Below are 25429 nucleotides of genomic sequence, written 5' to 3'. Positions count from 1 at the left end.
GCATCGGTCTCGCTCTCGAAATCACCGTATCTGTCGGGGAGGCACCCCGGCCTTGCCGGGGGAGGGGCAGGAAACGATGGTTATATGGGGTTGACCCCGTTGAGGGCGCCCCCCCGACTTCTGGAGGCGGAGATTCAGTTGCGGAAGAGATCGAGGATGCGATTGCGCTCTTCGGTCGGTGGCGGCGCTTGCGGCGCCACGGGTGATGAAGCCGTGCCCCGGTTTTCCAGGCCCAAGTTGGCAACCCCCGCATTTCGCGCATATTCCTCATAGAACCACTCACCACCCACATTCACCACGCCAGGCGGCACAGTGGTTTCCATGACGGGCACTCCCTTGAGTGCACGCTCCATGAAATTGATCCACACCGGCAGGCTCAGCCCGCCCCCGGTTTCCCGGCTGCCCAGATTGCGGGGCTTGTCGTAGCCAATCCAGGTCACTGCGGCCAGGGTGGGCTGGTAACCGGCAAACCATGCGTCCACGGAGTCGTTGGTTGTGCCTGTCTTGCCGTGCAGGTCCGGCCGCTTGAGGGTGGCCTGAGCCCGTGCGGCAGTCCCTGTGCGTGTGACTTCCTGCAGCAGGTTGTCCATGATGAAGGCATTTCGTGCATCAATGGCGCGGGGCAGGTCGCTGACTGCAGGAGGTGGGTTTTCGGAAATCACGCGGCCTTTGTGGTCGGTCACCCGTGCAATCAGCCACGGGTTGACGCGATAGCCGCCATTGGCAAATACCGAGAACCCCGACGCCATCTGCAATGGTGTGACCGAACCCGCTCCCAATGCCATGGTCAGGTAAGCGGGGTGCTTTTCAGCGTCGAAGCCGAAGCGGCTCACCCATTCCTGCGCCGTCTTGGGGCCGACTGCCTGCAGGATGCGGATGGAAACCATGTTTTTGGATTTGGCCAGACCGGTCCGCATGGTCATGGGACCGTCGTACTTTCCGTCGTAGTTCTTGGGTTCCCAGGGTTGGCCGCCGGTTACGCCCCCATCAAAGAAGAGGGGAGCGTCATTGACGACCGTGGCCGGAGTGAAGCCCTTCTCCAGTGCGGCAGAGTAAATAAAGGGCTTGAAGCTCGACCCTGGCTGGCGCCAAGCCTGCGCCGCATGGTTGAACTTGTTCTTGTCAAAATCAAAGCCGCCCACCAGCGCCTTGATGGCACCCGTGCGGGGGTCAAGGGCCACCAGGGCGCCCTCTACCTCCGGCAACTGTGTGATTTCCCAGGTGTTCTTGGGCGTCTTGACCACGCGAATCACGGCACCCCGGCGAATCTTGATGTTGGGAGCGGCCTTGTCGCTCAGGCCGGACTGCGCGGGTTTGAGTCCGTCGCCGGTGATTTCAAGAGTGTCGCCGTTGGCGCGCGCCGCCACGATCTTGCGCGCGGTCGCCTCCAGCACCACCGCTGCCATGACATCCCCGTTGTCAGGATGGCTGGCCAGCGCTTCGTCGATGGCGTCTTCTACCTCTTCCGGAGCCTTGGGCAGGTCCACGAATTGTTCAGGGCCGCGATACTGCTGGCGTCGTTCGTAGTCCATGATGCCGCGTCGCAGGGCCGCGTAGGCGGCATCCTGGTTGGCTGCGTTCAGCGTCGTGTACACGTTCAAGCCGCGGGTGTATGCCTCATTGCCATACTGGCTGAAGATCAGTTGCCGAACCATCTCGGCCACATATTCGGCATGGACGCGGGTGTTGTCCTGCCCTGAGCGAATTTTGATTTCTTCCACCTTTGCGGCCGCTGCCTCTTGGGCCGTGATGAAGCCGTTTTCTTGCATCCGTTCAATGATGTAGAGCTGGCGTGCGCGGGCGCGTTTGGGATTGCTGATCGGGTTGTACGCAGAGGGCGCCTTGGGCAGCCCCGCCAACATGGCTGCTTCGGCGATGGAAACCGATTTCAGCGGTTTGCCAAAATAGGCCTCGGTTGCCGCTGCAAATCCATAGGCGCGGTTACCCAAGTAAATCTGGTTCATGTAAATCTCGAGAATTTGGTCTTTTGTGAGCAAATGTTCGAGTTTGAATGTTAGTAAGATTTCGTAAATTTTCCGCGTAAATGTTTTTTCCGATGACAGATAAACATTACGTGCCACCTGCATGGTGATAGTCGAAGCGCCCTGGCTTTTGACACGCCCCAGATTGGCAAGGACTGCGCGCAGCATTCCTTTGTAATCGACGCCGCCATGCTGGAAAAACCGGGTGTCTTCAATGGCCAGCACCGCATCTTTGACCACGGTGGGGATCTCGTTGATGGGGGTCAGGTTGCGCCGTTCATCACCGAACTCACCCAGCAGAGCACCCTCGGACGAGTAGACCCGCAACGGCAGCTTGGGCCGGTAGTCCGCAAGATCAGAGACGTCTGGAAGATTGGGGTAGGCCATGGCGAGCGCCACACCAATGACCAACAGCAAAGCCAGACCGCCCGCCAACCCGAGCCCCCCGATCCAAAGGAAGACGCGAAAAATCCAGCGTAGCCAGCCAGGGCGCCGGCCGGTCGAAGTTGCTGCTGGCTTTGGAGATGCTTTAGGGGGGGTGGGCGGCGTCATATCGCTCCGGGTGGAAAGGAGCCGCCATTATAAAAAACGGCAACATCCGATTCTGTAATTTGGGTCGGATCGTGATCTCACCGGCAAACAACGGCGGATAGCGAGTTCATCAAGGACATAGATGCACACCCAAGAATCGTCTGCTTTTGACAACGTTCGAAAGAACGCAAGTGGCTAAAACGCTTTGCTGGTGAACTACCTTGCTGATAGCATTCATGTGAAATGTTAAGTTTTGTTGCGTCATTTTGGCAAGTTACAGGAGACCAATCTTGATCTCTACGGGGTCTTTTTTTAGCCGCCAGTCCGCGCCGCTACTGGGTATCGACATCAGTTCCTCCAGCGTCAAGCTGGTGGAGTTAGGGCATGACAAGGTGGGAGGGCTGGTGCTTGAGCGTTGCGCTATCGAGCCGTTGGAGCGTGGTTGGATCACAGACGGTAACATCGAAAAATTCGATGAAGTGGCCGACGCTTTGCGCCGGCTTGTCAAAAAGAGCGGCACCCGCACCAAAAATGTCGCCTTGGCGTTGCCTCCATCTGCGGTGATCACCAAGAGAATCACGCTGCCCGGTGGAATGACGGAGCAGGAGCTCGAGGTCCAGGTCGAGTCGGAGGCGAACCAGTACATTCCTTTTTCCCTGGATGAGGTCAGTCTGGACTTCTGCGTGATTGGGCCCAGCAAGAATGCGCCCGGCGACGTGGATGTGCTGATTGCAGCCTCACGACGTGAAAAGGTGCAAGACAGGCAGGGTCTTGCCGAGGCTGCGGGACTCAAGCCGGTGGTTGTTGACATCGAATCGCATGCATCAAGGCTTGCTGCCGGCCGCTTGATCGAGGCGCTGCCCAACAAGGGGGTGGATGCTCTTGTGGCCTTGTTTGAAGTCGGTGCGCTCACCACGAGCATGCAGGTCATCCGCAATGAAGAGGTCTTGTATGACCGCGACCAAGCTTTTGGCGGGGCGCAACTGACGCAACTTATCGTGCGGCAATATGGTTTTTCCGTCGAAGAGGCCGAAGGCAAGAAGCGCAATGGAGATCTGCCAGAAGACTACCAGGCCGCGGTACTTCGACCATTTGTGGAAAGCATGGCACAGGAAATTGGTCGAGCGCTGCAATTCTTCTTCACTAGTACCCCGCACAACCGGGTAGACCACATCATGCTTGCCGGCGGATCGGCGCCACTTCCAGGCTTGACGGAAGCCGTAACCCAGCAAACCGGCTTTGCTTGCAGTGCAGTCAATCCGTTTGACGGAATGGAGATTGGAAGTTCCGTCCGATTGAAAAAGATGGTGCGTGAAGCCCCTTCCTATCTCACTTCATGTGGTTTGGCTATGCGGAGGTTTCTGCAGTGATTTTGATCAATCTGCTCCCGCACCGGGAGGCTGCGCGTAAACGCAGGCGCGAGGCTTTTCAGGCAACGATGTTTGCATCGTTTCTGCTGGGTCTTGCCATCGCAGGGGCTATCTATTGGTGGTTCCAGGTAATGATTACGGACCAGCAAGAAAAGAATGCTTTTCTGCAAACTGAAATCAAGGTCCTTGAGGGGCAAATCAAGGAAATTGCGTCCATCGAAGAAGAAATTGCTTCTTTGCGCGCACGGCAGAAGGCTGTGGAGGATCTGCAATCGGACCGGAATTTGCCGGTACATCTGCTGAATGAGCTCGTCAGGCAGTTGCCCGATGGCGTCTACATCACCAGCATGAAGCAAGATGGCCAGACCATTTCCATGCAAGGCATGGCGCAGTCCAATGAACGCGTTTCGGAGATGCTGCGCAACCTTACCAACAACACCCCCTGGTTTTCGAAGCCCGAACTGGTGGAAATTGTCGCCAGCAACGTGGCATTGACGCCACGGGACCAGCGTCGCGTTGGTGCTTTCAATTTGAGATTCCAGCTCGTGCGATCCAGTGAAGCTCAAAAAGCCATGGATGCCGCTAGTTCGGCTGTTGCTGCCTCGGCTGGAAAGTAACGTATGGCGAAAACACAACCTCCAAAAATTGATTTCGCTGCGCTGCAGAGCAATTTGCAGCGGCAGTTTAAAAATCTGGATACCAAGGACCCATCACTTTGGCCGGTTTTGCCGAAATTCTTGCTCTGTGCATTCATCGCCATCGGTGTTGCAGTCGTGCTCTGGTTTGTCAAGCTGACTGATTACCAAGCAGAGCTTGAACTGGAGCGTGGCAAGGAAATTGTTCTTCGTGAAGACTACACGAAGAAGCTTGTAAAGGCCGTAAGTCTGGAGGCGCTCAAGAAGCAGCGCGAACAGATACAGCAGTATGTGATTCAGCTTGAAAAACAATTGCCAAGCAAGGCGGAAATGGCTGCATTGCTTTCAGACATCAACCAGGCGGGTTTGGGTCGTAGCCTGCAGTTTGATTTGTTTCGCCCGGGGCAAATCGTTGTCAGGGATTATTACGCCGAGCTTCCCATCGCCGTCAGGGTGACGGGCAAATACCATGATATGGGGTCATTCGCGTCCGATGTTGCGCACTTGTCTCGTATTGTGACTTTGAACAACATCTCGATTGCTCCTGCAGGCAAGGATGCAGGCATGTTGTCCATGGATGCCACGGCGAGAACTTTCCGCTACCTGGATCCTGAAGAGGTTCAGGCGCAAAAAAATGCCGGAGGAAAGAAATGATGTGGGCCGGTCGTTTTGTTTTGATTTTATGTGCAGGGGTTCTGGGCGGTTGCGGTCCGACGGGCGAGGATGAATTGCGCCAATGGATGGCCGATCAGCGTGCCACGACCAAGCCGCGCATTACACCCCTTTCCGAGCCCAAAAATTTTCAGCCGCAGGCTTATACGGTAGAAAATGGTATCGAACCGTTCAATCAACTCAAGCTCACGCAGGCATTGCGGCGAGATTCAGTTCAGATCGCCTCCAATGCTATGCTGATTGCTCCCGAGATGGCGCGTAGAAAAGAGCCTTTGGAGGCGTTTCCATTGGATGCGATGGCAATGGTCGGTAGTCTGAATAAGACCGGAACGCCTACAGCTCTACTCAAAGTCGATAATTTGCTGTACCAGGTTCGGGTGGGAAATTACCTTGGTCAAAATTATGGAAAAATTACCAAAATATCGGAAACGGCAATTAGTTTGCGCGAAATAGTGCAAGACGCCACGGGGGATTGGATAGAGCGTACCGCATCGCTTGACCTGCAAGAGGGAAAGAAATGACAACGAAAAATATCTGGATGATGAATCGCTACAAAAGCGCCATATTTGCGGTAGTGACCACGCTGGCCGCAACGGCTGCCATGGCACAAAGTGCGATCGAGGCGGTTACTGGCACGATGCAAGGTGGCGCAGAAGTGGTTCGTGTTGAACTGTCTCAGCCACTGTCCGCTGTTCCTACGGGCTTTGCAATTCAGTCGCCCGCGCGCATTGCGCTGGATTTTCCTGGCACCACCAATGCAATGGGGCGGTCCGTTGTCGATGTGAATCAGGGAAATTTAAAGTCCATCAACGTCGTGCAAGCGGGCGATCGGTCCCGCCTGGTTCTGAATCTCAAGCAGGCCACTTCTTACCAGGCGGAACTGCAAGGCAAGACCCTTCTTATTTCTCTGGTGCCTGTTACTACTTCAGTAGCAGCATCGCAGCAGTCCTCTGCCACGATATTTGCAGAAAGCGGTAGCAGCGACACGCTTCCTTTGAAAGATGTGGACTTTCGCAGGGGCACTGATGGTTCTGGCCGCATCATCGTGGGGCTTGCCAACAGCCAGGTCGGTGTGGACCTCCAGCGCCAGGGCAAGGGGCTGACCGTCGATTTTCTCCGTTCCTCCTTGCCAGAAGGCTTGCGTCGGCGCCTGGATGTGACCGATTTCGGAACACCCGTTCAAATGGTGACGACATCCCAACAGGGTGATCGCGTGCGCATGGTGGTCGAGCCGGTTGGAGACTGGGAGCACAGTGCTTACCAAAGCAATAACCAGTTTGTCGTGGAAATTCGTCAAAAGAAGGTGGATTTGACGAAATTGACTCAAGGCCCTGGATACAGTGGAGAAAAGCTTTCACTGAATTTTCAGAATATTGAAGTCAGATCTTTGTTGCAGGTGATTGCGGATTTCACCAACTTTAATATTGTGACGTCCGACACCGTAACCGGTGCCTTGACGCTGCGTTTGAAGGACGTTCCATGGGACCAGGCGCTTCAGATTATCATGGATGCCAAGGGCTTGGGCATGCGCAAATCAGGGACCGTGTTGTGGATTGCCCCGAAGGACGAAATCGATGCGCGCACCAAGAAAGATTTTGAAGCTGCGTTGGCCATCCAGAAACTGGAGCCACTGAAAACTCAAGCCTTTCAGCTTAATTATGCCAAAGCGGCAGACATGGTGACGCAGCTAACGTCCAGTTCAAGTGGCGGGACTGGTTCTTCTACAAGATTTTTGACGGAACGCGGTAGTGCCATTTCGGAGCCTCGTACAAACCAGTTGTTTGTGACCGACACTCCCACCAAACTCGAAGAAGTGCGTCAATTGCTCTCGACGCTAGATATCGCAGTGCGTCAGGTTTTGATTGAAGCGCGTATTGTTGAAGCTCGGGACACGTTTGGTCGGTCCCTGGGTGTGCGCTTGGGCGGAACCGACCTGCGTGCCAATCGTGGTGGCGATGGTGGCTACAGCGTTGGCGGAAACAACCGGGTGGCGTTTGGCACCAGTTACAGCAATGCGGTGGCATCCAGCGGCGCTGGTGGCACCACCAACACCGATGGTAATTTTGTCAACTTGCCTGCCAGCCTGTCCAATGTCAGCAGTGTGGGGAGTTTTGCCCTTTCCATCTTTAACTCTGCTGCTAACAGGTTCCTGACGCTGGAACTCTCGGCCATGGAGGCCGATGGCAAAGGCAAGATCGTATCGAGCCCACGCATTATCACGGCCGACCAGACCAAGGCTTTGATCGAACAGGGTACGGAATACCCCTATTCGGTGACCGCGCCGAACGGTGCCACCACTTTGGCATTTAAGAAGGCAGTGCTGAAACTCGAGGTAACTCCCCAAATCACGCCAGAAGGCAGCATTATTCTCGACCTGGATATCAATAAGGACAGCCGGGGTGAGACCACTACGCAGGGTGTAGCCATCGATACCAAGCACATCAAGACACAAATCCTGATTGAAAATGGCGGAACTGTCGTGATTGGTGGCATTTTCGAGATGGAAGACGCCAATCAAGAGAACAAGATTCCATTGCTAGGCGATGTTCCAGTCGTTGGAAACTTGTTCAAGAGCAGGACGAAAGAGTCCTCCAAGCGTGAAATGTTGGTTTTTATTACGCCTAAAGTTATTACTGACCGCGGACCAGTGCGATAAATAAATTAATTATTGGGGGAAAAATGAGGAAATTTTTCAGAATCTTGACGGTGCCATTGATTGCTGTATTGGTGGCCTGCGGTGGCGGTGGGGGTAATCCGGGTTCTAAGCCTGGAAGTAATCCGGTTGCGGCAAGCGTTGCCAGCATTGTGTATCAACTCGATAAGAATGCATTGACTAACTCGGGTGCTGATGAGGCAACTTTAGTTGTTACTGCTCTGGATGCAAATAATAATCCAGTGGCAGATTCTCCTTTAACAGTGTCAGTGAATTCTGGGGTTTATACGCCAATGGTAGCTATTTCCGATGCTACTGGCAAAGCTTCTGGGAAGATTTCGATTGGAGGCAGCAAGGCCAATCGAGAAATTACCGCAGTAATGAAAATGGGCGGTCAGGCTGCGACAGCGGTTATTCCTGTGACTGGCAGCAAGGTTGTTTTGTCTTTGGTTCCTGCAACTCCAGCTCCAGGTGGTACGGCGACGTTGGCTGTGAAAGTGACTGATGTCAATGGGAATGGTATCGCACAAGCATCCATTAAGTTGGGCGGCACACTTGGATTCACGCAGGCTGTGAATGCCGATAGCAGTGGCAACGCCTCCGTTCAATTACAAGCAGTTCCGGGTACCCCTGGGGTTTATACAGTTGAGGCAGCAGCTTCGGGCGTAACTGAGCGCAAAGACGTTCAGGTTTTGCAGCCTGGTGGAACCGGGATTCCCAATGCAACGGGAGTGATCAGCGCCGCCAGTTTGGCCATTACGCCTAACACCATTGCTCCCAATGTGTCGGGCTCTACCACGAGTCGTGCTGGTTTACGGGCAGTTTTCCAAAATGCGTCTAACCAAGCAATTCAGAATGTGCGTGCCCGATTCGAGATCGTTGCTCCAGGGCTCGGAAGTGGCGAGGCGATTTCTACCGGTACTGCAACAGTTTATAGCGATGCCAATGGTCAAGCGCTGGCTGACTATATCGCCGGTACGCGATCCAGCCCAACTGATGGTGTTCAGATTCGCGTTTGCTATGGTCTGACCGATGTAGAGATCGCTAATGGTGCCTGTCCTAATTCCAGGACTGCAACCATGACAGTCGCCAGCCAACCGCTTTCGATTACTTTGGGTGATAACAATGAACTGGCCCGAGGTGCGGACAACCTCACCTATATCAAAAAATTTGATATTGCAGTTGCTGATGCTGCAGGCAATGCAGTACCTAATGCGCAGATCTCTGCGAGCGTAGATCTGCGAGTCTATGGCAAGGGCTTGTATGAGGGAACACGCACCTTGTGCTTGAATGAAGACGCAAATCGTAACGGTTTCCTGGATGCGGGGGAAGATAGCGATAGTAATGGAGTGCTCTCCCCTCGAAAGGCCGATGTGATCCTCTCTTATGTAGGGGCCAAAACAACCGGTACGAACGGTCGTGCAACCATTCAGGTCGAGTACCCCATGAACGTAGCAACTTGGCTTTTCTATGCAGTTAAAGTCACCACCAGCGTGGCAGGGTCTGAAGGAGTTGTTGAGAAGCTCTACAGGACGGACTTTATTGAAGGTGATGACAAGAATGGTTCGTTCTTGACGCCTCCTTATGGCGTGAACAACTGCCGTACGAGCGGTTAATTTTTCCGGTTAAAAATACGAGGGCGTGTCCGAATTTCCGTGTGTGAGGCTCATTGAACCTTCACCGATTTCGTGAAGCTGGTTGGATATCTTACGTGCTCGGTTTCATGAATCGTTCTTCGTAGAGGATTGCAAACTGGTTCATCGCTGATTTCCAATGGTTGGCTGCTCGCCCCCAGTCCTCGGTGATGTTGCGCAGGGCCAGCCAGATCAGCTTGGTGGCCGCATCGTCGCTGGGGAAGTGTCCTCTGGTCTTGATGATCTTGCGCAGCCGCGCATTCACGCTTTCAATCGCATTGGTCGTGTAGATCACGCGTCGCACCTCGGGCGGGAAGGCGAAGAATGGGATCACCTTGTCCCAGGCCCTGCGCCAGGCGCCCACGACCGTGGGAAATTTCTGGCCCCAGGGCCCCTTTTCAAACGCATCGAGCTCAGTCTGGGCCGCTTCGGCGCTCACTGCTGTGTAGATGGGTTTGATGGCCGCCGCCAGGCTCTTGCGGTCCTTCCAGCTTGCGAAGTCCAGGCTATTGCGGATCAGGTGCACGATGCAGGTCTGCAGCGTCGTGGCCGGGAACACCGCGCCCAGCGCCTCTGGCATACCCTTGAGCCCGTCGGTGACGGCGATCAGGATGTCATGGACGCCGCGTGTCCTCAGATCGTTGAACACCTTCATCCAGAACTTGGCACCCTCGGTGTTCTCGATCCAGATGCCCAGGATGTCGCGGCTGCCATCGGGCAGCACACCCAGCGCCAGGTACACGGCCTTGGCGCGCACCACGCCATCCTCGCGGATCTTGACCCGCAGCGCGTCAAAGAACACCACCGGGTACATCGCCTCCAGCGGGCGCGTCTGCCAGGCCGTGACCTCGCTCATCACGGCGTCGGTGACACTGCTGATGAGGTCGGGCGAGACGTCCACCGAGTACATCTCGGCCAGGAAGCCCTGGATCTCGCGCACCGTCATGCCCCGGGCGTACATGGCGATGATCTTGTCATCGAAGCCGGTGAAGCGCCGTTCGTGCTTGCCGATGAGTTGTGGCTCGAAAGTGCCCTCGCGGTCGCGGGGAACGTCGATGCGCAGCGCTCCCGCATCGGTCAGCACCGTCTTGGCGCTCTTGCCGTTGCGGTGATTGGCGCCAGCCCCTTCGGGCTTGGCCTGGCCGGGCGTGTAGCCCAGATGATGGCTCATCTCGGCGCCCAGGGCGCGCTCAAGAACCGACTTCTTGAACTGCTGGAAGATGCCTTCGAGCTCGGCCGGCGTTACCGGCCCGGGGATGAGTTGCTCCAGCAGCTCGGCTGAGAATTGCGGCTGCGCCGCCTTGTCCGCCGCAGCGGTTGTCTTCGTCTTGCGTGGCATTCATGCTCCTTGTTGACATGCTATGCCTCACACACAAAGTTTCTGACAGGCTCAAATACGACCGTTGTTGCCACCATCGGCCTACCAGGCAGCGATGTTTTCGCCATCTGGCGGTACGTTGAGCGTTGGTCAGATGGTGGCGTTTCTTGAGACTGACCTGTTGATCGACGGCTACCCGTGGGCTAGCGCCGATCTTGGAACTGTCTGACGACACTGACGAGAGTAATGAGAGTAATTAGGGGGGAGGGCAGGCGCCATTGATCTGCCCGTTGGGTTGATTTTGGCCTACAGCTGCAAAAGCATTAGATATGCTTTGGTTGAGGCGCCAGTAAGCAAGCTCTTGGTGCGCCTCCTCTAAACTAGGCACACCATGTCCACTGCCATCACCTTACCGAATTCAGCGTTACAGCCCGACGGTGCTGGAACTGCGTCCTTTACTTCGTCGTCGATTTCATCGCCCGCTAATGCCGTGCAAACCGTTGCCATTGATCTCGCCGACCGCAGCTACCCCATCGTGATTGGTGCAGGCCTGATGGGTGCGCATGCCATCTATGCCGCGCTACCCCAGGCGGCCACCGCCCTCATCGTCACCAACACCACGGTAGCCCCGCTCTATGCCGATGCCCTGCGCACCGCACTAGCGCCCAAGTACGCACAGGTGCACCTGGTGGTGCTGCCCGATGGCGAAGAGCACAAGAACTGGCAGACCCTCAACCTGATCTTTGATGCCTTGCTGCAGCATGGCTGCGATCGCAAGTCGGTGCTGTTTGCACTGGGTGGTGGTGTGGTGGGTGACATGACGGGCTTTGCCGCTGCCAGCTACATGCGCGGTGTGCCGTTTGTGCAGGTGCCCACCACGCTACTGGCGCAAGTCGATTCTTCGGTGGGCGGCAAGACGGCCATCAACCACCCGCTGGGCAAGAACATGATCGGCGCTTTCTACCAGCCACAGCTGGTGGTGTGCGACCTGGCCACGCTCGATACCCTGCCGGCACGCGAGCTCAGCGCCGGGCTGGCCGAGGTCATCAAATACGGGCCGATTGCCGACATGGATTTCATGGGCTGGCTGGAAGAGCATATGGATGCCTTGCTGGCCCGCGACCGCACGGCGCTGGCGCATGCGGTGCGGCGCAGCTGCGAAATCAAGGCCTGGGTGGTGGGGCAGGACGAGCGCGAGGCCGGTCTGCGCGCCATTTTGAATTTTGGTCACACCTTCGGTCACGCCATCGAGGCCGGCATGGGCTATGGCGCCTGGCTGCACGGCGAGGGCGTGGGCGCGGGCATGGTGATGGCAGCCGAGCTGTCGCGCCGGCTGGGTCTGGTGGACGATGCATTTGCCGCCCGCCTGAGAGCGCTGGTGCAGCGTGCCGGCCTGCCCCTGCGCGGGCCGGTGCTGGACGCAGCCGACAATGCCGGTCGCTACCTGGAACTGATGCGCGTGGACAAGAAGGCGGAGGCGGGTGAAATCCGCTTTGTGTTGATTGACGGGCCGGGCAGGGCCTGCGTGCGCGCCGCACCTGACGCACTGGTGCGCGAGGTGATTGCGGCCTGCTGCTCCGGGTGATGGGCAATCACCAGGTGCGTTTTGCATCAGTTGCTATTAAATATGTAGCTGTAAGCGCCTGTTGATTAGGCGCTAGAGGCCAATTTGATTCAAAATCCTTTCCTGGCTTGCTATGCCTGCGATCCGGCGCTGTCGCGCGGGCGCCGCTACCCCGAACCTGCAGCGCCCACACGCACGGATTACCAGCGCGACCGTGATCGCATCGTGCACTCGTCGGCGTTCCGTCGGCTGGTTTACAAAACCCAGGTCTTTCTGAATCACGAGGGTGATCTGTTTCGCACGCGGCTCACGCATTCACTGGAGGTGGCACAGCTGGGTCGTTCGATTGCCCGGTCGCTGCGCATCAACGAAGATCTGGTAGAGGCCATCTCGCTGGCCCATGACCTCGGTCACACCCCGTTCGGGCACGCCGGGCAGGACGCGCTGAACGGGTGCATGCAGGCGCATGGCGGGTTCGAGCACAACCTGCAGAGCCTGCGGGTGGTGGACCATTTGGAAGAGCGCTACCCCGACTACGATGGCATCAACCTCACCTTCGAAACGCGCGAAGGTGTGCTCAAGCATTGCTCGCAGGCGAATGCGCAGCGACTCGAGGCCCAAGAGCCGGGCGGCGTGGGAGCGCGATTCCTGCGCAAGGAGCAACCCAGTCTGGAGGCGCAACTGTGCAATCTGGCCGACGAAATTGCCTACAACGCGCACGACATCGACGATGGCGTGCGCTCGGGCCTGGTCACGCTGGCGCAGTTGGCTGATGTTCCGCTGTTCGAGCAGTACCGCCGCGTGGCGCAGGCAGAGCATCCGCATCTCGCAGGCGCGGCGATGGAGCGGCGCCTGCTGTATGAAACCATCCGGCGCATGCTCAGCGCGCAGGTTTATGACGTGATCGATGCCACCAGCGCGGCGCTTGCCAGCGCCGCACCGCGCAGTGTGGAGGAAGTGCGCGCGGCAGAAGCGCTGGTGAACTTCAGCGCGCCCATGCGGGCCCAGTCATCGGAGTTGAAGCGGTTTCTTTTCAAGAATCTTTACCGCCATCCGCAAGTGGTGGAGACCACCGGGCGCGCCCAGCGCGTGGTGACCGAATTGTTTGCCGCGTATGAGGCCGAGCCGCGCGAAATGAAGGCGCGATTTACCCGCCGGGCGCTGGAGGGCGAGGCGTCTGCCCGCGCCCGTGCGGTGGCGGATTTCATTGCCGGGATGACCGACCGATTTGCGGTACGCGAGCACGAGCGCCTCACCGGCCTGTGTCTGCTGGGCTGAGGCGCAGTGACCGGAACCGTCGCGGTGGCGGCCGGCCGGTAAAATTCACGGCCCCATTGTTGTCTTGTGAATCGATCTGCCATGAACCTTGCTGCCCCTGTCTCGCCCCCTGCACCTTCTGAACGGGCGGGCCTGGTTACGAAGGACATGGTGCGCTGGCTCGAGCGGGCCGTGATCGGGTTGAACCTGTGCCCTTTTGCCAAGGGCGTGCACGCCAGGGGGCAGATTCACTATGTGGTGAGCGCAGCCACCGACGGCGCTGCGCTGGTGCAGGATCTGCGGCGCGAGCTGGTCGATCTGGCGGCAACCGCTGCGCAGGTGCGCGACACCACCTTGCTGGTGGCACCGGACTGCCTGCACGAATTTCTCGAGTTCAACGATTTCCTGGCGGTGGCGGATGCCGTGCTGGAAGAGCTGGGTCTGGACGGCACCCTGCAGATTGCCAGCTTTCATCCGCAGTTCCAGTTTGCCGGCACCGCTGCGGACGATGTGACCAACTGCACCAACCGCGCCCCGTATCCCACCTTGCACCTGCTGCGCGAAGACAGCATCGACCGGGCTGTGCAGGCCTACCCCGAAGCGGAAGCCATCTACGAGCGCAACATGGAGGTGCTGGAGCAGCTGGGCATGCCGGGCTGGCAGGCGCTGGATGTGGGGGCAGGGGGGGGCGCCGCGGCGCCAAAATCTGAAACGACGAAGGGCCGGGCATGAAGGCCGCGCACCACAAGGCGGTCGCCAAGCCGTCTGGCAAGAGTGCGCCGGTAATCAGCGCAGAACTGTCCGAACTGCGCCCGGGCCAGTCCATCGAGCTGTTGAAAGAGCTGCACATCCTCACGCGCGAAGGGCGGTTGAACCAGGATTCGCGCCGCAAGCTCAAGCAGGTGTACCACCTGTTCAATTTCATCGAGCCTTTGCTGCAAGAACTGTCGGCAGCCGGACACAGCCCTACGCTGGCCGACCATGGCGCGGGCAAGTCGTACCTGGGCTTCATTCTCTACGACCTGTACTTCAAGGCGCTGGGGCGCGGCCATATTTATGGCATTGAGTGGCGCGCCGAGCTGGTCGAAAAATCGCGCGCCTTGGCGCAGCAGCTGGGGTTTGGTCGCATGTCGTTCCTGAACCTGTCGGTGGCGGAATCGACCGAGGCGGCCGGGCTGCCCGAGCGCATCGACATGGTGACCGCGCTGCACGCCTGCGACACCGCCACCGACGATGCCATTGCCTTCGGACTGCAAAAGCAGGCGCGCGCCATGGTCATCGTGCCCTGCTGCCAGGCCGAAGTTGCGGCCTGCCTGCGTCAGGGGAAGGCGCTGCAACTGGCGCGTACGCCGCTGGCCGAGCTGTGGCGCCATCCGCTGCACACGCGCGAACTGGGCAGCCAGGTGACGAACGTGCTGCGCTGCCTGCACCTGGAGGCCAGTGGCTACCAGGTTACGGTGACCGAGCTGGTGGGCTGGGAGCACAGCATGAAGAACGAGTTGATCATTGCCCGTTATACCGGGCAGAAAAAGCGCAGCGCCCGGGAGAGGCTGCGTGCCATCCTGCGTGAGTTCGGGCTGGAGCAGGCGCTGGGGCGCGGTTCGGGCTGCCAGTGCCGGCGGACGACATTGCCTTGCCGGTGGGCTAAGCCGAGGCGCGTCTAATTGGAGTCTGACCCCATTTAAAATGGAGGCCATTCTTCTTCCTGGAGCTTGCCATGGCCCGCCTGCCCCGCCTCACGCTTGCCGGTTACCCGCACCACATCATCCAGCGCGGCAACAACCGCCAGGTGATCTTTGTGGACCGGCAGGATTTCGAGACCATGCTGGCGCTGATGGCCGAGAACGCACTGAAATTTGCCGTTGCCATCCATGCCTATGTTCTGATGGACAACCACTTTCACCTGCTGGCCACGCCTGCCACGGCCGAGGCGCTGCCGCTGATGATGCAGGCGGTGGGGCGCAGTTATGTGCGCTATTTCAACCAGCGCCATGGCCGCAGTGGCACGTTGTGGGAGGGGCGTTACCGCTCCACGCTGATCGAGACCGAGCGCTATTTGCTGGCGTGCATGGTTTACATCGACCTGAACCCGGTGCGCGCTGGCATGGTTGCGCTGCCGGCTGCCTGGCCCTGGTCCAGTCACGCCCATTACCTGGGCCAGCGCGTCGACAAACTGGTCACGCCGCATGCGTTGTATTGGGCGCTGGGCAACACCCCTTTTGCGCGCGAGGCAGCCTACGCCGCACTGGTGCAGACAGGCGTCGGCAGTGGTGAGCAGGCGGCTCTGACCGACGCGGCATTGCGTGGCTGGGCGCTGGGCGATGCGGATTTTGTGGCGGAGCTACAAAAAAAATCGACACGCCGGGTTGCGAAAGCCAGACCGGGCCGCCCTGCGCTCCACAAAAAATCACCCACAAAATAGCCGTCAAGCGCTTTATTTTCCTACACTAAGTGCTATTAAATAAGATATGTCCCTTATTTAATTTTCTTTGAATCATCATGCGATTAATTAGAATCTGACCCCAATTATTGTGCTTGCGTAGATATGTTGCATTGCACTAATCTTGCAGTCCCTGCGAAAAACATGAGGAGTGCGCCATGACCACGGCTGCCGAGATCCAGCATCTGCAACAACACGGTTTGTATTCATCGGGTAACGAACACGACGCCTGCGGCCTCGGGTTTGTGGCCCACATCAAGGGCATCAAGCGCCACGACATCGTGACGCAGGCCCTGAAGATCCTGGAAAACATCGACCACCGCGGCGCGGTGGGTGCCGACCCGCTGATGGGCGACGGCGCCGGCATCCTGATCCAGATCCCCGACGCGCTGTACCGCGAAGAGATGGCCAAGCAAGGGGTGACCTTGCCAGCGGCGGGCGAGTACGGCGTGGGCATGATCTTCCTGCCCAAGGAGCATGCCTCGCGCCTGGCCTGTGAGCAGGAGATGGAGCGCGCCATCAAGGCCGAAGGCCAGGTGCTGCTGGGCTGGCGCGATGTGCCGGTGAATGTGGACATGCCCATGTCGCCCACGGTGCGCAAGAAGGAACCCATCCTGCGCCAGGTGTTCATCGGCCGCGGCAACGACGTGATCGTGCAGGACGCGCTGGAGCGCAAGCTGTACGTGATCCGCAAGACGGCCAGCGCCAACATCCAGGCCCTCAAGCTCAAGCACAGCAAAGAGTATTACGTGCCCAGCATGTCAAGCCGCACCGTTGTCTACAAGGGCCTGCTGCTGGCCGACCAGGTGGGCGTGTACTACAAGGACCTGTCCGACGAGCGCTGCGTCTCGGCCATCGGCTTGGTGCACCAGCGTTTCTCCACCAACACCTTCCCCGAGTGGCCGCTGGCCCACCCGTACCGCTATGTGGCGCACAACGGTGAAATCAACACCGTCAAGGGCAACTACAACTGGATGAAGGCCCGCGAAGGCGTGATGGCTTCTCCCGTGCTCGCGGCCGACCTGCAAAAGCTCTACCCCATCAGCTTTGCCGACCAGTCCGACACCGCGACGTTCGACAACTGCCTGGAACTGCTGACCATGGCCGGCTACCCCATCAGCCAGGCCGTGATGATGATGATCCCAGAGCCCTGGGAGCAGCACACCACCATGGACGAGCGCCGCCGCGCCTTCTATGAATACCACGCCGCCATGCTGGAGCCCTGGGATGGCCCCGCCTCCATCGTGTTCACCGACGGCCGCCAGATTGGCGCCACACTCGACCGCAACGGCCTGCGTCCCTCGCGCTACTGCATCACCGACGACGACCTGGTCATCATGGGCTCCGAGTCGGGCGTGCTGCCCGTGCCCGAGAACAAGATCGTGCGCAAGTGGCGCCTGCAGCCCGGCAAGATGTTCCTGATCGACCTGGAGCAGGGCCGGATGATCGATGACGACGAGCTCAAGGCCAACATCGTCAACACCAAGCCCTACAAGCAGTGGATCGAAAACCTGCGCATCAAGCTCGACAGCATCGAGACGGGTGAAGCCGCTGCAGCCCCCGCTGCTGCCACGCTGCCGCTGCTGGACCGCCAGCAGGCCTTTGGCTACACCCAGGAAGACATCAAGTTCCTGATGGCGCCCATGGCCAAAAACGGCGAAGAAGGCATCGGCTCCATGGGCAACGACAGCCCGCTGGCCGTGCTGTCGGGCAAGAACAAGCCGCTGTACAACTACTTCAAGCAGCTGTTTGCGCAGGTGACGAACCCGCCGATCGACCCGATCCGCGAAGCCATCGTGATGTCGCTGAACAGCTTCATCGGCCCCAAGCCCAACCTGCTGGACATCAACCAGGTCAACCCGCCGATGCGGCTCGAAGTGAGCCAGCCCGTGCTCGACTTTGCCGACATCGCCAAGCTGCGCGACATCGAGCGCCACACCCACGGCAAGTTCAAAAGCGCAACGATCGACATCACCTACCCGCTGAGCTGGGGCCGTGAGGGTGTGGAAGCCAAGCTGGCCTCGCTGTGCGCGCAGGCGGTGGATGCCATCAAGGGCGGCGCCAACATCCTCATCATCAGCGACCGCGCCGTAAGCGCCACGCAAGTGGCCATACCCGCGCTGCTGGCGCTGTCGGCCATCCACCAGCATCTGGTGGGCGCTGGCCTGCGCACCACGGCCGGCCTGGTGGTCGAAACGGGTACCGCCCGCGAAGTGCACCACTTTGCCGTGCTGGCGGGCTACGGCGCCGAGGCCGTGCACCCCTACCTGGCCATGGAAACCCTGGCCGAGATGCACAAGGACCTGGGCGGCGACCTCTCAAGCGACAAGGCCATCTACAACTACGTCAAGGCCATCGGCAAGGGCCTGTCCAAGATCATGTCCAAGATGGGCGTGAGCACCTACATGAGCTATTGCGGCGCCCAGCTGTTCGAGGCCATCGGCCTGAACACGGAAACCGTGGGCAAATATTTCACCGGCACCGCCAGCCGCGTGGAAGGCATTGGCGTGTTCGAGATCGCCGAAGAAGCCATCCGCATGCACAAGGCCGCCTTTGGTGACGACCCCGTGCTCGAAACCATGCTGGACGCCGGTGGTGAATACGCCTGGCGCGCCCGGGGCGAAGACCACATGTGGACGCCCGACGCGATTGCCAAGCTGCAGCACAGCACGCGCGCCAACAACTGGAACACGTACAAGGAATACGCCCAGATCATCAACGATCAGAGCAAGCGCCACATGACGCTGCGCGGTCTGTTCGAGTTCAAGATCGACCCCGCCAAGGCCATTTCGATCGACGAAGTCGAGCCCGCCAAGGAAATCGTCAAGCGCTTTGCCACCGGCGCCATGTCGCTGGGCTCCATCAGCACCGAGGCGCATGCCACGCTCGCCGTGGCCATGAACCGCATTGGCGGCAAGAGCAACACCGGTGAAGGTGGCGAGGACGCGGCACGCTACCGCAACGAACTCAAGGGCATCCCGATCAAGAAGGGTGACACGCTCAAGAGCGTGATCGGCGCCGAGAACGTCGAGGTGGACCTGCCCTTGCAGGACGGCGATTCGCTGCGCAGCCGCATCAAGCAGGTGGCCTCGGGCCGCTTCGGTGTGACGGCCGAATACCTGTCGTCGGCCGATCAGATCCAGATCAAGATGGCCCAGGGGGCCAAGCCCGGCGAGGGCGGTCAGCTGCCTGGCGGCAAGGTGTCCAACTACATCGGCAAGCTGCGCCACAGCGTGCCGGGTGTGGGCTTGATCTCGCCGCCGCCGCACCACGACATCTATTCGATTGAAGACCTGGCCCAGCTGATCCACGATCTGAAGAACGTGGCACCGCACGCCGGCATCAGCGTCAAGCTGGTGTCCGAAGTGGGTGTTGGCACCATCGCTGCGGGGGTGGCCAAGTGCAAGAGCGACCATGTGGTGATCGCCGGGCATGACGGCGGCACGGGCGCATCGCCCTGGTCTTCCATCAAGCACGCGGGTGGCCCCTGGGAAATCGGCCTGGCAGAAACCCAGCAGACCCTGGTGCTCAACCGCCTGCGTGGCCGCATCCGTGTGCAGGCCGACGGCCAGATGAAGACCGGCCGTGACGTCGCCATTGGCGCACTGCTGGGTGCTGACGAGTTCGGCTTTGCCACGGCACCGCTGGTGGTGGAAGGCTGCATCATGATGCGCAAGTGCCATCTGAACACCTGCCCCGTGGGCGTGGCCACGCAAGACCCCGAGCTGCGCAAGAAGTTCTCGGGCAAGCCAGAGCATGTGGTGAACTACTTCTTCTTCATCGCGGAAGAAGTGCGCCAGATCATGGCCCAGCTGGGTATTCGCAAATTTGACGACCTGATCGGCCGCACCGATCTGCTCGACATGCGCGCTGGCCTCTCGCACTGGAAGGCACGTGGCCTGGATTTCAGCCGCCTGTTTGCCCAGCCCAACGTGCCCGCCGATGTGCCGCGCTTCCATGTGGATGTGCAAGACCACAACATCGAGCACACACTGGACCGCAAGCTCATCGAGCGCAGCAAGCCCGCCATTGAAAAGGGCGAGCGTGTGCAGTTCATCGAGGTGGCGCGCAACGTGAACCGCTCGGTCGGCGCCATGCTGTCAGGCGCGGTGACCCGTGTGCACCCTGAAGGTCTGCCCGACGACACCATCCGCATCCAGCTCGAAGGCACGGGCGGCCAGTCGTTCGGCGCGTTCCTCACGCGCGGCATTACGCTGTACCTGATTGGCGACGCCAACGATTACACGGGCAAGGGCCTGTCGGGTGGTCGTGTCATCGTGCGCCCCAGCATCGACTTCCGGGGTGACGCGGTGCGCAACACCATCGTGGGCAACACCGTGATGTACGGCGCCACCACGGGCGAGGCCTTTTTCAGCGGCGTGGCCGGCGAGCGTTTTGCCGTGCGCCTGTCGGGTGCCACGGCGGTGGTCGAAGGCACGGGCGACCACGGTTGTGAATACATGACCGGCGGCACCGTGCTGGTGCTGGGCAAGACCGGCCGCAACTTCGCCGCCGGCATGAGCGGTGGCGTGGCCTACGTGTACGACGAAGACGGCCAGTTCGACACGCGCTGCAACATGGCCATGGTGACGCTGGAGCGCATCCTGCCCGCCACCGAGCAGGAGGCCACGGTGCCACGCTCGATCTGGCACAACGGCCAGACGGACGAAGCCCAGCTCAAGAAGCTGCTGGAAGACCACAACCGCTGGACGGGCAGCAAGCGTGCACGCGAGCTGCTGGACAACTGGGCCGCATCGCGCAGCAAGTTCGTCAAGGTCTTCCCGACCGAGTACAAGCGTGCATTGTCTGAAATTTATGAGCGAAAAGTGCTGGAGGAGTCCGCTACACCAGCGGTATCTGCTACCAAAAACGAAGCGGTTCCCGCCAAGTAAGGCTTTACCGCAGACCTTCGCACAGCATTCATAAACAAGGACATCGTCATGGGAAAAACTACCGGCTTCATGGAATACGAGCGCATCGAAGAGGGCTACAAGCCCGTACCCGAGCGCCTGAAGCACTACAAGGAATTCGTCATCGGCCTCGATGAGAGCCAGGCCAAGGTGCAGGGCGCGCGCTGCATGGACTGCGGCACGCCGTTCTGCAACAACGGCTGCCCGGTGAACAACATCATTCCGGACTTCAATGATCTGGTGTACCACGCGGACTGGAAGAGCGCGATCGAGGTGCTGCACAGCACCAACAACTTCCCCGAGTTCACCGGCCGCATCTGCCCCGCACCCTGCGAGGCGGCCTGCGTGCTCAATGTGAACGACGACCCCGTGGGCATCAAGTCCATCGAGCACGCGATCATTGACCGCGCCTGGTCTGAGGGCTGGGTGCAGCCGCGCGTGGCCAAGCACCAGACCGGCAAGAAGGTGGCCGTGGTGGGCTCGGGCCCCGCTGGCATGGCAGCGGCCCAGCAGCTGGCGCGGGCTGGCCACAGCGTCACGCTGTTCGAAAAGAACGACCGCGTGGGCGGTCTGCTGCGCTACGGCATCCCCGACTTCAAGATGGAGAAGTCGCACATCGACCGCCGCGTCAAGCAGATGGAAGCCGAAGGCGTGGTCTTTCGCACCGGCGTGTTTGTGGGCGCCGCCAAAGACGGTCTGGGCAAGGACTCCAAGGTCACCAACTGGGCCAAGGAAACCGTCACGCCTGAGCAGTTGAACAAGGAGTTCGACGCCGTGCTGCTGACCGGCGGCGCCGAGCAATCGCGCGACTTGCCCGTGCCGGGCCGCGAGCTCGACGGCATCCACTTCGCCATGGAGTTTTTGCCCCAGCAGAACAAGGTCAACGCGGGCGACAAGCTCAAAGGCCAGATCCTCGCCACGGGCAAGCATGTCATCGTGATCGGTGGCGGCGACACCGGCAGCGACTGCGTGGGCACCAGCAACCGCCATGGCGCGGCCAGCGTGACCCAGTTCGAGGTGATGCCCCAGCCCCCCGAGGTGGAGAACCGCCCCCTGACCTGGCCCTACTGGCCGCTCAAGCTGCGCACCAGCTCCAGCCATGAAGAGGGCTGCGTGCGGGAGTTCGCCATCTCCACCAAGGAGTTCACGGGCGAAAAGGGCAAGGTCAAGAGCCTGACCACCGTGCAGGTCGAGTTCAAGGACGGCAAGCTGGTGGAAGTGCCCGGCACCGAAAAGCATTACCAGGCCGATCTGGTGCTGCTGGCCATGGGCTTTGTGAGCCCCGTGGCTCCCGTGCTCGATGCCTTTGGTGTGGACAAGGATGCGCGCGGCAATGCCCGCGCCACTACCGACTTTGATGGCGGCTACGCCACCAACGTGCCCAAGGTGTTTGCTGCCGGCGACATTCGCCGGGGACAAAGCCTCGTGGTCTGGGCGATCCGCGAAGGCCGCCAGGCGGCGCGTGCCGTGGACGAGTTCCTGATGGGCTACTCCGATCTGCCACGCTGACCGGCTTTGGCTCTGATGGATGAACGGCGCCTTCGGGCGCCGTTTTCATATGCTGTTGAGTTGATAGCTATTCGCGCTTTATGGGGGGGCGCTGCAGGTTGATTTCACTGTAATTCAGCGTTCGGCGAAGGCCCACGGCCCACCGCCACGTATATCGGTGGGACAATCGAGGGTTTTCCCCGGGGATGGTGCTCCGTGTCGCGCCACCGTGCGGGCATGGGCCGCGCCCTGTTTCCCCTTTGTCCGTTCTTTTCTTTCTTTTCGAGAATCGCTACACCATGAAGAAAATTGCCGCTGTTGCTTTGCTGACCCTGGGCGCCGTGCTGGCTGGATGCTCCAAGCAAGAGCCCGCTGCGCCCGCCGCCACACCCGCGCCGGCGGCAGTGACCAAGATCGTCGTCGGCCTGGACGACAACTTCCCGCCCATGGGTTTCCGCAACGAGAAAAATGAGCTGGTCGGCTTTGACATCGACATGGCCAAGGAAGCTGCCAAGCGCCTCGGTGTGGAAGTGGAATTCAAGCCCATTGACTGGAGCGCCAAGGAGGCCGAGCTGTCGGGCAAGCGTGTGGATGCGCTGTGGAACGGCCTGACCATCACCGAAGAGCGCAAGCAGAACATTGCGTTCACCGCGCCCTACATGGAAAACCACCAGATCATCGTGGTGGCCGCCAACTCTGCCATCAAGACCAAGGCCGATCTGGCCGGCAAAGTGGTCGGCGCCCAGGAAGGCAGCAGCGCCGTGGATGCCGTGAAGAAGGAAGACGCCGTCTTCAAGTCGTTCAAGGAACTCAAGACCTTTGGCGACAACGTGACGGCGCTGATGGACCTGACCACCGGTCGCCTGGAGGCCGTGGTGGTGGATGAGGTGGTGGGGCGCTACTACGTGGCCAAGAAGCCGGGCGACTACGCCGTGCTCGACGACAATTTCGGCACCGAGGAATATGGCGTGGGTCTGCGCAAGGACGACACCGACCTGCATGGCAAGATCGACAAGGCCCTGGCCGACATGAAGGCCGACGGCGCCGCAGCAAAGATTGCCGAGCAGTGGTTTGGCAAGAACATCATTAAATAACTGCGAACAACCCCCTGTGTCGCTGCGCGCCTTCCCCCTTCTCTCGCAACGCTGCGCGTTGCGGGAAGGGGGACGCAGCCCTCGCTGCGGGGCGGCCCTTGCTCGGCTGCCCTGGCTTGGGGAGCGCCAGTTGCAGCGGTGGCTTGCGTTGCAAGACACAGAACCGTCCTGACCTCCCCCATGGACTATGTACTCTCCCTCCTGGGGCCGCTGGCGCAGGGCGCCGCCGTCACCCTGAAGCTGTTTGCGATCACGCTGGTGCTCGCCGTGCCGCTGGGCCTGGTGCTGGCGCTGGCGCGCGTGTCGCGCTTTGCACCGCTGTCGGCGGCCGTGAACGGCTATATCTGGCTCATGCGCGGCACGCCGCTCATGCTGCAGATGCTGTTCATCTACTTTGCGCTGCCTTTTGTGCCAGTGATCGGCGTGCGCCTGCCCGACTTTCCGGCCGCCGTGGCGGCGTTTGCGCTGAACTACGCCGCCTACTTTGCCGAGATCTTTCGTGCCGGCATCCAGTCGGTGGACCGGGGGCAGTACGAGGCCGCCAAGGTGCTGGGCATGAACTACGGCCAGACCATGCGCCGCATCGTGCTGCCGCAAATGGTGCGCAGCATTTTGCCGCCCATGAGCAACGAGACCATCACGCTGGTCAAGGACACGTCGCTCATTTACGTGCTGGCGCTCAACGATCTGCTGCGCGCCGCACGCGGCATCGTGCAGCGTGACTTCACCACCACGCCGTTCATCGTGGCTGCGGCCTTCTACCTGTTTATGACCCTGTTGCTGACCTGGGGCTTCCAGCGCCTGGAAAAACGCTATGCCAAATTCGATCAGTGACACGACCCGTGACGTCTCCATGATCGAGGCGCGGGGCGTCCACAAGGCCTTCGGCGCCAACCCGGTGCTGCGTGGCGTGTCGCTGCAGGTGCGCCGGGGCGAGGTGGTGGCGGTGATCGGGCCGTCCGGATCGGGCAAGAGCACCTTTCTGCGCTGCCTGAACCACCTGGAAACCATCGACAGCGGCCACATTGCCATCGAGGGCGAAACGCTGGCCAGCACCGACGCCCAGGGCCGCTGCAGCTACGCCCCCGAGGCCGAGCTGCGCCGCATCTGCCGCAAGACCGGCATGGTGTTCCAGCATTTCAATTTGTTCCCGCACCTCACGGTGCTGGAGAACCTGATCGAGGCGCCCATGGTGGTGCAGGGCGTGGCGCGCGGCGCGGCCGTAGCCCGCGCCGAGGCGCTGCTGGCCAAGGTGGGCCTGTCGGCCAAGCGGGACAACTACCCCGAGCGCCTGTCGGGTGGGCAAAAGCAGCGGGTGGCCATCGCGCGCGCGCTGTGCATGGAGCCCGACATCATGCTGTTCGACGAGCCCACATCGGCCCTCGACCCCGAGCTCACCGGCGAAGTGTTGCGCACCATGCGCGAACTGGCCGAGGAGCGCATGACCATGCTGGTGGTGACCCACGAGATGGGCTTTGCGCGCGAGGTGGCCCACACCGTGGCCTTCATGGACCAGGGCGAGCTGGTGGCCGCGCGGCCGGCGGCGGAGTTTTTTGCCGATCCGGGGCATGAGCGGGCGCGGGCGTTTTTGCAGCACATGCTTTGATTTTTGGATGAAATCGGTGCCCTGTGCTTGTGGATTAGGCGCTAGTAGCTATTGATTTAATAGCGTTGTAGGCCTGAATGCCTAGGTTGAGGCGAGGCTTTGCCAGGAACCCAACCAAGACCCCGGTCGGTGGGAGGCCGGACGCACCCCATCGGCAAAGCGTGTTTGTGCGACGAATTTTTTATAACCGTCAAGCATAGCCAAGCGTCGTATGTCAACCACAGGTTTTAACGACTGCCTCGGCAAGACCAAGGGCTTTCCCCTATGATGCTGGG

The 25429-nt window shown here is 59.9% G+C and carries 18 protein-coding genes; 16 read left to right on the top strand and 2 right to left on the bottom strand.

The genetic code is table 11. From position 1 onward, the window contains the following. Positions 1-134: 134 nt before the first annotated feature. Positions 135-2534, bottom strand: a complete 2400-nt coding sequence (locus CBP34_RS16240; RefSeq protein ID WP_094098636.1) for a penicillin-binding protein 1A — start codon at positions 2532-2534, stop codon at positions 135-137. Between the two features lie 269 nt (positions 2535-2803). Between CBP34_RS16240 and CBP34_RS16235 the strand changes: the two genes are divergently transcribed. The 6 genes from CBP34_RS16235 to CBP34_RS19520 are packed head-to-tail and all read left to right on the top strand — an operon-like array spanning position 2804 to position 9459. After that, positions 2804-3883 (top strand): pilus assembly protein PilM, encoded by a 1080-nt coding sequence (locus CBP34_RS16235; protein WP_094098635.1) that lies wholly within the window; start codon positions 2804-2806, stop codon positions 3881-3883. After that, on the top strand, positions 3880-4500 hold the full coding sequence (locus CBP34_RS16230; protein WP_086914189.1) for a PilN domain-containing protein: 621 nt from the start codon (positions 3880-3882) through the stop codon (positions 4498-4500). The genes CBP34_RS16235 and CBP34_RS16230 overlap by 4 nt, the downstream gene beginning before the upstream one ends. Before the next feature lie 3 nt (positions 4501-4503). After that, positions 4504-5172, top strand: a complete 669-nt coding sequence (locus CBP34_RS16225) for a type IV pilus inner membrane component PilO (protein WP_094098634.1) — start codon at positions 4504-4506, stop codon at positions 5170-5172. Continuing rightward, positions 5169-5711 (top strand): pilus assembly protein PilP, encoded by a 543-nt coding sequence (locus tag CBP34_RS16220; RefSeq protein WP_094098633.1) that lies wholly within the window; start codon positions 5169-5171, stop codon positions 5709-5711. Before CBP34_RS16225 ends, CBP34_RS16220 begins: the two co-directional genes overlap by 4 nt. A gap of 17 nt (positions 5712-5728) precedes the next feature. Continuing rightward, positions 5729-7846 (top strand): type IV pilus secretin PilQ, encoded by a 2118-nt coding sequence (gene pilQ / locus CBP34_RS16215; RefSeq protein WP_418134727.1) that lies wholly within the window; start codon positions 5729-5731, stop codon positions 7844-7846. Between the two features lie 50 nt (positions 7847-7896). Then, a complete protein-coding gene (locus CBP34_RS19520) occupies positions 7897-9459 on the top strand; it encodes an Ig-like domain-containing protein (protein ID WP_157896498.1) in 1563 nt (520 codons plus the stop codon). Between the two features lie 91 nt (positions 9460-9550). Here the strand turns inward: CBP34_RS19520 and CBP34_RS16205 are convergent, their stop codons facing one another. Then, positions 9551-10816, bottom strand: a complete 1266-nt coding sequence (locus CBP34_RS16205) for an IS256 family transposase (RefSeq protein WP_094097898.1) — start codon at positions 10814-10816, stop codon at positions 9551-9553. A gap of 469 nt (positions 10817-11285) precedes the next feature. Between CBP34_RS16205 and aroB the strand changes: the two genes are divergently transcribed. The 10 genes from aroB to CBP34_RS16155 all read left to right on the top strand — a co-directional run bounded on the left by aroB (position 11286) and on the right by CBP34_RS16155 (position 25154). Further along, positions 11286-12380: a 3-dehydroquinate synthase gene (gene aroB, locus CBP34_RS16200; protein ID WP_236748440.1), complete on the top strand. Its 1095-nt coding sequence runs from the start codon at positions 11286-11288 to the stop codon at positions 12378-12380. A gap of 87 nt (positions 12381-12467) precedes the next feature. Further along, positions 12468-13637 (top strand): deoxyguanosinetriphosphate triphosphohydrolase, encoded by a 1170-nt coding sequence (locus CBP34_RS16195; RefSeq protein ID WP_094099223.1) that lies wholly within the window; start codon positions 12468-12470, stop codon positions 13635-13637. Positions 13638-13718: 81 nt separating this feature from the next. Further along, positions 13719-14348 (top strand): DUF1415 domain-containing protein, encoded by a 630-nt coding sequence (locus tag CBP34_RS16190; protein ID WP_094098629.1) that lies wholly within the window; start codon positions 13719-13721, stop codon positions 14346-14348. Continuing rightward, positions 14345-15280 carry a class I SAM-dependent methyltransferase gene (locus CBP34_RS16185; RefSeq protein ID WP_094098628.1) on the top strand — a complete coding sequence of 312 codons (936 nt, stop codon included), beginning with the start codon at positions 14345-14347 and terminating at the stop codon, positions 15278-15280. Before CBP34_RS16190 ends, CBP34_RS16185 begins: the two co-directional genes overlap by 4 nt. Before the next feature lie 53 nt (positions 15281-15333). Beyond that, positions 15334-16038: a transposase gene (locus CBP34_RS16180; RefSeq protein WP_094098627.1), complete on the top strand. Its 705-nt coding sequence runs from the start codon at positions 15334-15336 to the stop codon at positions 16036-16038. 176 nt (positions 16039-16214) lie between these two features. Beyond that, a complete protein-coding gene (locus tag CBP34_RS16175; protein ID WP_094098626.1) occupies positions 16215-20948 on the top strand; it encodes a glutamate synthase-related protein in 4734 nt (1577 codons plus the stop codon). Between the two features lie 48 nt (positions 20949-20996). Next, complete coding sequence (locus CBP34_RS16170) at positions 20997-22475, top strand: glutamate synthase subunit beta (RefSeq protein ID WP_086928074.1); 1479 nt, start codon at positions 20997-20999, stop codon at positions 22473-22475. A 278-nt stretch (positions 22476-22753) separates the two neighbouring features. Continuing rightward, a complete protein-coding gene (locus CBP34_RS16165; RefSeq protein WP_094098625.1) occupies positions 22754-23548 on the top strand; it encodes an amino acid ABC transporter substrate-binding protein in 795 nt (264 codons plus the stop codon). Between the two features lie 180 nt (positions 23549-23728). Then, complete coding sequence (locus CBP34_RS16160) at positions 23729-24382, top strand: amino acid ABC transporter permease (protein ID WP_094098624.1); 654 nt, start codon at positions 23729-23731, stop codon at positions 24380-24382. A gap of 19 nt (positions 24383-24401) precedes the next feature. Beyond that, complete coding sequence (locus tag CBP34_RS16155) at positions 24402-25154, top strand: amino acid ABC transporter ATP-binding protein (RefSeq protein ID WP_208616403.1); 753 nt, start codon at positions 24402-24404, stop codon at positions 25152-25154. The last annotated feature ends 275 nt before the right edge of the window (positions 25155-25429 follow it).

Source organism: Acidovorax carolinensis (assembly GCF_002157145.1).
In the GTDB taxonomy this organism is placed as follows: Bacteria; Pseudomonadota; Gammaproteobacteria; order Burkholderiales; family Burkholderiaceae_C; genus Acidovorax; species Acidovorax carolinensis.
This window is presented reverse-complemented; position numbering and strand designations above follow the sequence as displayed.